8 protein-coding genes and 2 pseudogenes are annotated in these 12,195 nt (G+C 66.8%); 5 read left to right on the top strand and 5 right to left on the bottom strand.

What is annotated here, in order from left to right:
• Positions 1-151: 151 nt before the first annotated feature.
• The 4 genes and pseudogenes from L6444_RS23040 to L6444_RS30260 all read left to right on the top strand — a co-directional run bounded on the left by L6444_RS23040 (position 152) and on the right by L6444_RS30260 (position 6,002).
• Positions 152-916 carry a hypothetical protein gene (locus L6444_RS23040; protein WP_236977475.1) on the top strand — a complete coding sequence of 255 codons (765 nt, stop codon included), beginning with the start codon at positions 152-154 and terminating at the stop codon, positions 914-916.
• 127 nt (positions 917-1,043) lie between these two features.
• Positions 1,044-4,712, top strand: a pseudogene (locus tag L6444_RS23045) (multifunctional oxoglutarate decarboxylase/oxoglutarate dehydrogenase thiamine pyrophosphate-binding subunit/dihydrolipoyllysine-residue succinyltransferase subunit).
• A gap of 285 nt (positions 4,713-4,997) precedes the next feature.
• Positions 4,998-5,825, top strand: a complete 828-nt coding sequence (locus L6444_RS23050) for an SDR family NAD(P)-dependent oxidoreductase (RefSeq protein ID WP_236977476.1) — start codon at positions 4,998-5,000, stop codon at positions 5,823-5,825.
• Positions 5,826-5,879: 54 nt separating this feature from the next.
• Entirely contained in the window at positions 5,880-6,002 is a 123-nt protein-coding gene (locus L6444_RS30260) for a hypothetical protein (RefSeq protein ID WP_255730890.1), read from the top strand.
• Between the two features lie 4 nt (positions 6,003-6,006).
• Here L6444_RS30260 and L6444_RS23055 read toward each other — a convergent pair whose 3' ends face one another.
• The 3 genes from L6444_RS23055 to L6444_RS23065 are packed head-to-tail and all read right to left on the bottom strand — an operon-like array spanning position 6,007 to position 9,117.
• Positions 6,007-6,906 (bottom strand): glycine betaine ABC transporter substrate-binding protein, encoded by a 900-nt coding sequence (locus tag L6444_RS23055; protein WP_236977477.1) that lies wholly within the window; start codon positions 6,904-6,906, stop codon positions 6,007-6,009.
• Positions 6,907-6,908: 2 nt separating this feature from the next.
• Entirely contained in the window at positions 6,909-8,084 is a 1,176-nt protein-coding gene (locus tag L6444_RS23060) for an NAD(P)-dependent malic enzyme (RefSeq protein WP_236977478.1), read from the bottom strand.
• Positions 8,085-8,127: 43 nt separating this feature from the next.
• A complete protein-coding gene (locus tag L6444_RS23065; RefSeq protein WP_236977479.1) occupies positions 8,128-9,117 on the bottom strand; it encodes a malate dehydrogenase in 990 nt (329 codons plus the stop codon).
• Between the two features lie 191 nt (positions 9,118-9,308).
• Between L6444_RS23065 and corA the strand changes: the two genes are divergently transcribed.
• Positions 9,309-10,409, top strand: coding sequence for a magnesium/cobalt transporter CorA (gene corA / locus L6444_RS23070; RefSeq protein WP_236977480.1), 1,101 nt, complete (start codon positions 9,309-9,311; stop codon positions 10,407-10,409).
• Positions 10,410-10,453: 44 nt separating this feature from the next.
• Here corA and L6444_RS23075 read toward each other — a convergent pair.
• Both L6444_RS23075 and L6444_RS23080 read right to left on the bottom strand, forming a co-directional pair.
• Positions 10,454-11,025 (bottom strand): annotated as a pseudogene (locus tag L6444_RS23075) (suppressor of fused domain protein).
• The gene (locus L6444_RS23080) at positions 11,022-12,194 is read right to left on the bottom strand and encodes an ABC transporter ATP-binding protein (protein ID WP_236977481.1); all 1,173 of its coding nucleotides are present in this window, start codon (positions 12,192-12,194) and stop codon (positions 11,022-11,024) included. Before L6444_RS23080 ends, L6444_RS23075 begins: the two are co-directional and overlap by 4 nt.
• Position 12,195 lies beyond the last annotated feature (1 nt).

Consider the following 12,195-nt stretch of genomic DNA (forward strand, 5'->3'; position numbering starts at 1 on the left):
CCCGCCGCCCCCGCCGCCCTTCCCGCCCGCCCGGGAACACCTCGAAGTGCCTGCCGCGTTCCCCAGTGGAACATGTGCAGGTTTGCTGCCCGAACCGCGTCCGGCCGCCCGGACGCTAGCCTGGGGAGAGGCCCTTCCCGAGAGAGGCACCATGAGCTTTCGACGAAACAAATCGGCCCCGGACCAGCGAGCTGCCGGCGAGGGAGATACCGGAGGCCGGCCCAAGGCGTCAACCCGCGCCCTGGCACAGGTGCTCGAACGCAGCTCGCACATCCAGGGCCCGGCTGCCGATGCGTACGTGTCGCGGTTGCGTCGCACCTATCCCGGCGCCGACCCCGCCGAGATCGTCGGCAAGCTGGAAAAGCGGTTCCTGTCGGTGGTGACGGCCAGCGGCGCTGCGGTCGGAGCGACCGCGACATTCCCCGGTATCGGCACGCTGGCCGCGCTGTCGGCGGCCGCCGGAGAGACCGCGGTCTTCCTTGAGGCCACCGCCCTGTTCGTGCTGGCAGTGGCTTCGGTGTACGGCATCCCGCTCGACCATCGGGAACGGCGCCGGGCGCTGGTGCTGGCGGTGTTGGTCGGCGAGAACAGTAAGTCGGCGGTGGCCGACCTGATCGGCGGCGGCCGCACCAAAGGCGCCTGGGTCTCCGAAAGCGTGGCCTCGCTGCCCCTGCCGGCCATCTCGAAGCTGAACACACGGATGTTCAAGTACTTCGTCAAGCGGTTCGCGCTCAAGCGCGGGGCACTGATGTTCGGCAAGCTGATGCCGGTGGGCATCGGGGCGATCATCGGCGCGATCGGCAACCGGATGATCGGCAAGAAGTTGGTCCGCAATGCGCAATCCGCTTTCGGCCCAGCTCCGGCACGGTGGCCGGTCACCTTGCACCTACTGCCGCCGGTGCGGGATGCCGGCTGACGGGCGCCCCGGTCTCGCTGGCTAATCACGGCCGAAGCGATAGCCTTTACTGGGTCGGTCGGGACCTTCAACCCGCCAGGGTGACGCAGGACTCACGCGAGAAAAAGAATCGAGGCGAACAGCGGCCGTGGCCAACATAAGTTCACCATTCGGGCAAAACGAGTGGCTGGTCGAGGAGATGTACCGCAAGTTCCGCGACGACCCCTCGTCGGTGGACCCCAGCTGGCACGAGTTCCTGGTCGACTACAACCCCGAGTCGACGCACGACGCCGCTGCCGAGACCAAGCCGGCCCCGGCGGCCAAGCCCGCCGCGACCAAACCCCGGTCCCCGCGGGAGCAAGCCGGTACCCCCGGCCAAGCCTGCCGTGGAACCGGCCAAGAGCACCGCGGCCGCGGGCAACGGCGCGCCGACCAAGACGGAAACCACGGCGGCCGAGCCGGCCAAGTCGAAGGCGACCGGCCCCCAGCCCGGGGAGGGTGAGGACGTCCAGGTGCTGCGCGGCGCCGCCGCGGCGGTCGTCAAGAACATGTCGGCGTCGCTGGACGTACCGACGGCGACCAGCGTCCGGGCCATCCCCGCCAAGCTGCTGATCGACAACCGGATCGTCATCAACAACCAGCTCAAGCGGACCCGCGGCGGCAAGATCTCGTTCACCCACCTGCTGGGCTATGCGCTGGTTCAGGCGATCAAGCAGTTCCCGAACATGAACCGGCACTACGCCGAAATCGACGGCAAGCCCAATGCCGTCACCCCGGCGCACACCAATCTGGGGCTGGCGATCGACCTGCAGGGCAAGGACGGCAAGCGCGCCCTGGTGGTGGCCGGCATCAAGCGCTGCGAAGAACTGCGGTTCGCCGAGTTCGTGTCCGCCTACGAGGACATCGTGCGGCGTGCCCGCGACGGCAAACTGACCGCCGAAGACTTTGGCGGCGTGACGATTTCGCTGACCAATCCGGGGACCATCGGAACGGTGCACTCGGTGCCGCGGTTGATGGCCGGCCAGGGCGCGATCATCGGTGTGGGCGCGATGGAATACCCCGCGGAGTTCCAGGGCGCCAGCGCCGAGCGGATCGCCGAACTGGGTATCGGCAAGCTGATCACGCTGACCTCCACCTACGACCACCGCATCATCCAGGGCGCCGAGTCCGGCGACTTCCTGCGTGCGATTCACGAGATGCTGCTCTCGGATGCCTTCTGGGACGAGATCTTCCGCGAGTTGGGCATCCCGTATCTGCCGATTCGGTGGAGCACCGACAACCCGGACTCGATCGTCGACAAGAACGCACGGGTGATGGAATTGATTGCGGCATACCGTAATCGCGGTCATCTGATGGCCGACATCGACCCGCTGCGGCTGGACACCACCCGGTTTCGGAGCCACCCTGACCTGGAGATCCTCAATCACGGCCTGACGCTGTGGGACCTCGACCGGGTGTTCAAGGTCAGCGGCTTCGCCGGCGCCGAGTACAAGAAACTGCGCGACGTGCTCGGGTTGCTGCGCGACGCGTACTGCCGCCACATCGGCGTGGAGTACACCCACATCCTGGATCCCGAACAGCAACGCTGGCTGGAACAGCGGGTCGAGACCAAGCACGTCAAACCCACCGTGGCGCAACAGAAATACATCCTGAGCCGGCTCAACGCGGCCGAGGCGTTCGAGACGTTCTTGCAGACCAAATACGTTGGGCAGAAACGATTCTCGCTGGAAGGCGCCGAGAGCGTGATCCCGATGATGGACGCGGCGATCGACCAGTGCGCCGAGCACGGTCTGGACGAAGTGGTGATCGGCATGCCGCACCGCGGCCGGCTCAACGTGCTGGCAAACATCGTCGGCAAGCCGTATTCGCAGATCTTCACCGAGTTCGAGGGCAACCTGAACCCGTCGCAGGCGCACGGCTCCGGCGACGTCAAGTACCACCTCGGTGCCACCGGGGTGTACCTGCAGATGTTCGGCGACAACGACATTCAGGTGTCGCTGACCGCCAACCCGTCGCACCTGGAGGCCGTCGACCCGGTGCTGGAGGGCCTGGTGCGGGCCAAGCAGGACCTGCTGAACCACGGCTCGGAGGACACCGACACCGAGAAGGCGTTCTCGGTGGTGCCGATGATGCTGCACGGCGACGCGGCGTTCGCGGGCCAGGGCGTGGTCGCCGAGACGCTGAACCTGGCGCACCTACCCGGCTACCGGGTGGGCGGCACCATCCACATCATCGTCAACAACCAGATCGGCTTCACCACCGCGCCGGAATACTCGCGATCCAGTGAGTACTGCACCGACGTGGCGAAGATGATCGGTGCCCCGATCTTCCACGTCAACGGCGACGACCCCGAGGCGTGCGTGTGGGTGGCGCAGCTGGCGGTCGATTTCCGGCAGCGGTTCCACAAAGACGTCATCATCGACATGCTCTGCTACCGGCGCCGCGGCCACAACGAGGGCGACGACCCGTCGATGACCAACCCCTACATGTACGACGTCGTGGACAACAAGCGCGGCGTCCGCAAGAGCTACACCGAAGCCCTGATCGGCCGCGGCGACATCTCCCTCAAAGAGGCCGAGGACGCCCTGCGCGACTACCAGGGTCAGCTCGAGCGGGTCTTCAACGAGGTCCGCGAGCTGGAGAAACACGGCGCCCAACCCAGCGAGTCGGTGGAATCCCACCAGATGCTCCCGGCCGGCCTGGACACTTCGGTGGACAAGGCGCTGCTGGCCCGCATCGGCGACGCCTTCCTGGCCGTCCCGGAAGGTTTCACCACGCACCCGCGGGTGCAGCCGGTGCTGGACAAGCGCCGCGAAATGGCCTACGAGGGCAAGGTCGACTGGGCCTTCGGTGAACTGCTGGTGATCGTGGTCGCAACACTGGTAGTTGGACCAACTGGTGCGGCTGTCAGAAAGACACCCGCCGCGGACCTTCTCATCCTCATTACGGTTTTAAACTGCTACTGCTGGAACACCCCGGTCGGAGTACCTGGTCTGCTGGTGTTGCTTTTCGGCTAACAAACACCGTCAACCCGGACGCGGTGGTGCTGTGGGAGGCGCAGTTCGGCGACTTCGTCAACGGCGCGCAGTCGATCATCGACGAGTTCATCAGCTCCGGCGAAGCCAAATGGGGCCAGCTGTCGACCGTGGTGCTGCTGCTGCCGCACGGCCACGAAGGGCAGGGCCCCGACCACACGTCCGGCCGCATCGAACGCTTCCTGCAGCTGTGGGCGGAAGGCTCGATGACGATCGCGGTGCCGTCCACACCGGCGAACTACTTCCACCTGTTGCGTCGGCACGCGATGGACGGGGTGATGCGGCCGCTGATCGTGTTCACGCCGAAGTCGATGTTGCGCAACAAGGCCGCGGTCAGCGACCTTCGGGATTTCACCGAGATGACGTTCCGCTCGGTGCTGGAAGAGCCCACCTACGAAGAGGGCATTGGCGACCGCGGCAAGGTCACTCGGATTCTGCTGACCTGCGGCAAGCTCTACTACGAACTGGCCGCCCGCAAGGCCAAGGACAACCGCGACGACATCGCGATCGTCCGCATCGAACAGCTCGCGCCGCTGCCCCGGCGCCGGCTGGCCGAGACGCTGCACCGCTACGAGAACGCCAAGGAATTCTTCTGGGTGCAGGAGGAGCCAGCCAATCAGGGTGCGTGGCCGTCGCTGGGGCTGACGTTGCCCGAGGTGCTGCCCGATCTGCTGGCTGGGATCAAGCGGGTGTCGCGCCGCGCGATGTCGGCGCCGTCGTCGGGTTCGTCGAAGGTGCACGCGGTGGAGCAACAAGAGATCCTCGACTCCGCTTTCGCCTGACGACGATGCGCGCCGCGCAGCGGGGTGCGGAGGAGTCAGGCAGTCGGACCCCGCCTGACGACGATGCGCGCCGCGCAGCGGGGTGCGGAGGAGTCAGGCAATCAGGCCCCGCCTGACGACGATGCGCGCCGCGCAGCGGGGTGCGGCGTCCAAGGTTCACTCTGCGCCGAGGGCGCGAAAGTTCGAGTAGAGCCCACCGCCAGCGCAGAATGAACGCCCCTGCAGATCCCCGGACCGGCGGTACCGCTAGCCTCGAGCCCGGGCCAACACGAGGGGAGCACGCTCATGCAGGGATTCGCCGGAAAAGTAGCCGTGGTGACCGGCGCGGGTTCGGGCATCGGGCAGGCACTCGCCCTGGAGCTGGGCCGTTCGGGCGCCAGCGTGGCGATCTGCGACGTCGACGCCGAGGGGCTGGCCCAGACCGAGGAGCAGCTCAAGGCGATCGGGGTGCAGGTCAAGGCGGATCGCCTCGACGTCACCGAACGCGAACGCTTCCTGCTCTACGCCGACGAGGTCAAGGACCACTTCGGCAAGGTGAACCAGATCTACAACAACGCCGGCATCGGCCACACCGGTGACGTCGAGGTCGAGCAGTTCAAAGACATCGAGCGGGTCATGGACGTCGACTTCTGGGGGGTGGTGAACGGCACCAAAGCCTTTCTCCCCCATCTGATCGCCTCCGGCGACGGACACGTCGTCAACATCTCCAGCGTGTTCGGCTTGTTCTCGGTGCCGGGCTACTCCGCCTACAACTCGGCCAAGTTCGCGGTTCGCGGCTACACCGAGGCACTGCGCCAGGAGATGCGGCTGCACGGTCACCCGGTGGGCGTCACGACGGTGCACCCGGGCGGCATCAAGACTGCGATCGCTCGCAACGCCACCGTCGCCGAGGGGCTGGACCGTGACGAGCTGGCCCAGCTGTTCGACAAGCGGCTGGCCAACACCAGCCCGCAGCGGGCGGCCAAGATCATCCTGGCTGCGGTGCGCAAGAACAAAGCGCGCGTGCTGGTGGGTCCCGACGCAGTCGTGCTGGATCTGATGGTCCGGGTCGCCGGTCCCGGTTACCAGCGGATCGTGGAGTTGGTGACCGGCCGAATTCTGCCTAAGCCCTGACTCGGCGCTGCACCAGCCGTACTAGAAGCGGACTCAATGGGTATACGAACCGTCATGACATCCCCGCAACCAGGAACCGACCCCGTCGAAGAAGAAGTTCTCGCGCCGGCGACGCCCACCGCGCAAGGGCTGCCGCTGGGCGACGAGGACGAAGATCCCGACACCCTGGGCAAGTAACGCATCAGCGCCCCAGCGGATGCTCCCCCAGCCACGCATCCGCCACCACCTGCGGGTCGGCGCCGGTAGCCACCTTGCGGCGCATCTCGGCCAGGGCTTCGGTGTCCAGCACGCCGGCGATCTCGTTGATGGCCAGCAGTTGCCGGGTGCTCAGCACGTTGCGCCGGTAGAGCGGCACGACGTTCTCCGCCTGGATCAGTGCGGGTTTGTTGTCGGCCAGCGAGACCACGTCCGCTGGGATGGCCGGGTCAGCGGTGGTGGCCCAGGCCGCGGTCAGCTCACCTGATCGCAGGGCCGCGAACATCGTTGCGTCATCGGCGAATTCACGCGTGGCGGACAGCCGGCACGAACCCACATTGACCGGGGGCCGACGGCCGGCCACACTGCCGACCCGCAACTCGGCGCACCGGCCCGGCACCAGGCTCAGATCGTTGCCGCCCCACGCCGCGGCGGTGGAGCCGGTGACGATCAGCACGGGTTTGTCCTCGGCCGCGGTGGCGTAGTCGCCCGCCGCAATCCCTTCGGGCAGGGCCGCGTTCAGCGCGCGGTAGACGGGGCCGTCCGCGTTGGGCGAGTCGTCGGACCGATCCGCGGCACCCGGGTGGGCCGCCGGGCCGGGTTGTCCGGCGGCCCCGGGCTGCAGCGTCTGCAACACCCTGCCGGTGTAACCGGGGACGATGGTGAAAGCCCCCGCATCCAGCTTGGCCATCGGGTCCTCGGCGGTTTCGCTGTGCGCGGCAAAGCCATAGGACCTCAGCGCCGAAACATAAAGAGCAGCAAGAATTTTGGCGTCGCCGTCAGGTCGGGAGCCAACCACCAGGTCCCGATTCCCAGTGCTGCGCGAACACCCGGCCAGAGCGAGCACCAGGGCCAGCAGCAGCGCGGCCGGCCGACCGACGCTCACCCCTAGTCGGAGAAGTCGGCGGCCAGCGCCACCGCGGCGGCCACCGCATCCCCGACACGGCGGTCCAGCGGGCTCGGCACGATGCGGTCGAGCGCGAGGTCCTCGCTGGCCACCGCGTGAATCGCCGCGGCGGCGGCCACCATCATCTGCTGGGTGATGCGGCGCGCTCCGACGTCCAGGGCGCCGCGGAAAATGCCCGGGAAGGCCAGCACGTTGTTGATCTGGTTCGGGAAGTCGCTGCGCCCGGTGGCCACCACGGCCGCGTACTTGGCCGCGACATCGGGGTGGATCTCGGGGTCGGGATTGGACAGCGCGAACACGATCGCATCCGGTGCCATGGTGGCGATCAGCTGTTCGGGCACCAGTCCGCCGGACACGCCGAGAAAGACGTCGGCGCCGTCGAGCGCCTCGACGAGTCCGCCGGTGCGGCCGGCCGGGTTGGTGCGCCGGGCCAGCTCGTTTTTGACGCTGTTCATGTCGTCGCGGCCGCTGTGCACGATGCCCCGCGAATCGAGCACCGTGATATCCGAAACCCCCATGGCCAGAAGGAGATTCGTGCATGCGACACCCGCCGCGCCAGCCCCGGAGACCACCACCCGGACCGAGGACATGTCCCGGCCGAGCACCTTGGTGGCACCCATCAGTGCGGCGAGCGCGACGATCGCCGTGCCGTGCTGGTCGTCGTGCATCACCGGGCAGTCCAGCGCCTCGATGACGCGTCGCTCGATTTCGAAGCAGCGCGGCGCCGAGATGTCCTCGAGGTTGACCGCACCGAAGGTGGGCCGCAGCCGGATCAGCGTTTCGACGATCTCGTCGGGATCCTTGGTTTCCAGCACGATGGGGATCGCGTTGAGGCCGCCGAACTCCTTGAACAGCGCGCACTTGCCTTCCATCACCGGCAGCGACGCCGCAGCGCCGATGTCACCGAGCCCCAGCACCGCGCTGCCGTCGCTGACGACGGCGACCAGCCGGTTGGCCCAGGTGTACCGCGCGGCCAGGGTGCGGTCGGTGGCAATCGCGCGGCTGACCTGTGCCACGCCCGGGGTGTAGGCCAGCGACAGCGCGCGCTGGGTGTCGAGCGGCGAGGTCAGGCCCACCGAAAGCTTGCCGCCTTCGTGTGCCGCGAAGATCTCGTCGTCAGTGATGTCGACCCGGGGGCTTTCAAGCGTTTCCGACACGGCCCCAGGGTACTGACTACTGATTAGTAGACCTAATTCGCTTCTAGATCAGCTTCAGCTCTGTGACGGCGCTGCGCTCGTCGACGAGTTCGGCGGTGGTCTTGTCGATGCGGCTGCGGGAGAAGTCGTCGATCTCCAGCCCCTGCACGATGGACCAGTTGCCGTCTTTGGTGGTCACCGGGAACGACGACACGATTCCTTCCGGCACGCCGTAGGAGCCGTCTGAGTACACCGCCATCGACACCCAGTCGCCGTCCGGGCTGCCCAGCAGCCAGGACCGGGCGGCGTCGACGGTGGCCGACGCGGCAGAGGCGGCCGAGGAGGCACCGCGCGCGTCGATGATCGCCGCCCCGCGCTTGGCGACGGTCGGGATGAAGTCGTTCTCGATCCAGTCCTGGTCGTTGACCACCTCGGCAGCGTTCTTGCCGCCCACCTCGGCGTGGAAGATGTCGGGGTACTGAGTGGCCGAGTGGTTGCCCCAGATGGTCATCTTCTTGATGTCGGTGACCTTGGCGCCGGTCTTGCGGGCCAACTGGCTGATCGCCCGGTTGTGGTCCAGGCGGGTCAGCGCGGAGAACCGCTCCTTGGGGATGTCGGGGGCGTTGCTCAGCGCGATCAGCGCGTTGGTGTTGGCCGGGTTGCCGGTCACGCCGATGCGGACGTCGTCGGCGGCCACCTCGTTGAGGGCCTTGCCCTGCGCGGTGAAGATCGCCCCGTTGGCCTCCAGCAGGTCACTGCGCTCCATGCCCGGGCCGCGGGGACGGGCGCCGACCAGCAGCGCCAGGTTCACGCCGTCGAAGATCTTGTTCGCGTCGGCGCCGATCTCCACCCCGGCCAGCAGCGGGAAGGCGCAGTCGTCGAGTTCCATCACCACGCCCTCGAGCGCCTTCAACGCGGGCTCGATCTCGAGCAGACGCAGCTCGATCGGGCGGTCCGGGCCCAGCAGCGAGCCACTGGCCAGGCGGAACAACAGGCTGTAGCCGATCTGGCCGGCGGCACCGGTGACGGCGACCTTGAGTGGACTTGCGCTCACGTCGGTTCTGCTCCTTTGACGGATTCTTTTAGGTGGATCCACGAGACGGGGTTCGGGGTCGAAACTAGCGCACCGGCGCAGCCGCCAATTCGCCTGGTCCGGCCCGCAGCCGAGAACGTCTCCTGTTGTTGCCGCAAGACGCGTACGATGAACCACCGCTCAGCAGGGCCGCACTGCGATCGGAGGTGGACGTGTTTCCTGGATTCGACGCTTTGCCCGAAGCACTGAGGCCGGTCGCGCGACAGCGCAACCAACACGTGCACCCGGTGCCCAATCCGCCGACCGAGACGCTCGTCGACTGCGCTGTCTACCTGGACGGCAATCGGCTGCCCGGCAAGTGGTCGCCCGCCGACGCCCTGGCCAAGGTGAAGGAGCTGCGCCTAATCGGCCAGAACGCCTTCGCGTGGGTGGGTCTGCACGAGCCGGACGAGCTACAGATGCAGGAGGTCGCCGACCTCTACGGCCTGCACCCGCTGGCCGTCGAGGACGCTGTGCACGCCCACCAGCGACCCAAGCTGGAGCGCTACGACGAGACCCTGTTCCTGGTGCTCAAGACGGTCAAATACGTACCGCACGAGTCGGTGGTGCTGGCCCGCGAGATCGTGGAAACCGGCGAGATCATGATCTTCGTCGGCGCCGATTTCGTGGTCACCGTCCGGCACGGCGAGCACGGCGGGCTGCACGACGTGCGCAAGCGGATGGACGCCAACCCCGAGCACCTGCGGCTGGGCCCATACGCGGTGATGCACGCGATCGCCGACTATGTGGTGGACCACTACCTCGAGGTCACGGAGTTGATGGAGGACGACGTCGACGCGATCGAGGTGGTGGCGTTCGCGCCCGGCCGCAAGATCGACGTCGAGCCGATCTACCTGCTCAAGCGCGAGGTCGTCGAGTTGCGCCGCTGCGTGGCCCCGTTGTCGGGCGCGTTCGGGCGCATGCAGACCGAGAACAAGGACCTGATCTCCAAGGAAGTGCGGCGCTACCTGCGCGACGTCGCCGATCACCAGACCGAGGCCGCCGAGCAGATCGCAGCGTACGACGACATGCTGAACTCACTGGTGCAGGCCGCGCTGGCCCGGGTCGGCATGCAGCAGAACATGGACATGCGCAAGATCTCGGCGTGGGCCGGCATCATCGCGGTGCCCACCATGGTCGCCGGGATCTATGGCATGAACTTCCACTTCATGCCGGAATTGGACGAGAAGTGGGGCTACCCCACGGTGGTCGGCGCCATGGTCCTCATCTGCGTATTCCTGTACTTCCAGTTCCGTAAGCAGGACTGGCTGTAGCGGCGCGAGTCTCCGACCGCCGGCCCGAGCCTGAAATCGGGCGGTCAACTGGGTTGTGCAGCAGGACGATTCGGGTCAAACACGTCGACTCCGTCGTTCTGCCAGGCCTGGCGCATGGCCTCGGCGCCCTTGAGCCGAACCCACGCCGCCTCGGTGGCCGTCAGAGGAGTCGCGGACAGAAACTGCACCGGGGCGCGCGGCGGATCCAGCGCCAGTTCGGCAATATCGCTGCGGCCCAACAACACCGCGGTGAACGGCGCCGCGGCCCACAACGGCGCGCCGAGATCGATCAGCGCGTCGGGCACCAGCACCATGCCTTCCACCGCAGGCGTGGCCGCCACGATCGCCAGGCTGCGCGCCAGCCCGGCGACCGGACCCGTATCCCGCAGCCGGCACACCACTTCGGCGCGCGGTCCCGGATTCGTCGGTGACGATCTCGGTCGGGTCGGTCATCGGATGACGCGAGCAACCCAGGGTCACATAATGCGTCAACCCTTCGGAGCGAAAGCGCAGCACCTCGATAGGCTCGGCGCCCAGAAACGTCACGCTCGCCGAATCGGGCTCCCGAACCGGCGAAATGGTCACGCAGCCAAGCACGTACCCGATCCAGCGTCATTGTTCGAGAGGTACTGTGAGGTTGACTCCGGAATCGGCGTCGAATACGGCGACCTTGGCGGTGTCGAACGCCAGCTCGACCTGCCCGCCGGCTGCGGCCTTCGACTCGGCGGAAACCCTTGCCACGAATTGGTTTTCGTTCACCTCCGACTCGGCCGCCACCTCGTCCAATAGCGCCGAGTGCACGTCGGGGCCGGCGGTGGTGAAGTAGACGTACTTGTCCGAGCCCAGCGACTCGACGAGGTCGACGTCGACCTGGAAGATCAGCGACCCGATCCGCTGGTAGCCGTCGATCAGCGCAGCATCGTGAATGTGCTCGGGACGCACCCCCACCAGCACACTCTCTGGTTTCGGGTGCTGCGCTATCACCTGCACAACCTCGGGCGCCAACGTCACCTCGCCGAAGGACAGGCTCAGGCCGAACGACGTCAACGTGGCCGGGAAGAAGTTCATCGCCGGAGAACCGATGAAACCGGCCACGAAGAGGTTCGCCGGCCGCTCGTAAAGCTCGGTGGGCGTGCCGATCTGCTGGGCGACTCCGGCATGCATGACCACCACCCGGTCGCCCAGCGTCATCGCCTCGGTCTGGTCGTGGGTGACGTAAACGGTGGTGGTGCCCAGCCGCTTCTGCAGCCGGGCGATCTCACCGCGCATCTGTACGCGCAGCTTCGCGTCCAGGTTGGACAGCGGCTCGTCCATCAAAAAAGCCTTGGGTTGACGCACGATTGCCCGACCCATCGCGACCCGCTGCCGCTGACCGCCGGACAATTGTGCGGGCCGGCGATCCAGCAGGTCGGTCAAGTCCAGGATTTTGGCGGTCTCCTCGACCTTGGCCGCGATGTCCGCCTTCTTCATCTTGGCCAGCGTCAGCGGGAAGGCGATGTTCTGCCGGACCGTCATGTGCGGATACAGCGCATAGGACTGGAAGACCATCGCGATGTCACGGTCCTTGGGATCCTTCTCGTTGACCCGCTCGCCGCCGATACGCAACTCGCCCGACGAGATATCCTCAAGTCCGGCAATCATATTCAGTGTGGTGGTCTTGCCGCAGCCGGATGGTCCGACCAGGATCAGGAATTCACCGTCGGCAATGGTGACGCTCAGGTCCCGCACCGCGGTGTGGCCGTCCGGGTAACTCTTGTGGAGGTGTTCGAGCACAATCTCGGCCATC

The organism is Mycobacterium kiyosense (assembly GCA_021654635.1).
GTDB classification, from domain to species: Bacteria; Actinomycetota; Actinomycetes; order Mycobacteriales; family Mycobacteriaceae; genus Mycobacterium; species Mycobacterium kiyosense.

Bases quoted from the DNA above. Each gene is read 5' to 3' on its own strand.
- L6444_RS23080 (WP_236977481.1), bottom strand. From the start codon at position 12,194: ATGGCCGAGATTGTGCTCGAACACCTCCACAAGAGTTACCCGGACGGC.
- L6444_RS23050 (WP_236977476.1), top strand. From the start codon at position 4,998: ATGCAGGGATTCGCCGGAAAAGTAGCCGTGGTGACCGGCGCGGGTTCG.
- L6444_RS23040 (WP_236977475.1), top strand. From the start codon at position 152: ATGAGCTTTCGACGAAACAAATCGGCCCCGGACCAGCGAGCTGCCGGC.
- L6444_RS30260 (WP_255730890.1), top strand. From the start codon at position 5,880: ATGACATCCCCGCAACCAGGAACCGACCCCGTCGAAGAAGAAGTTCTC.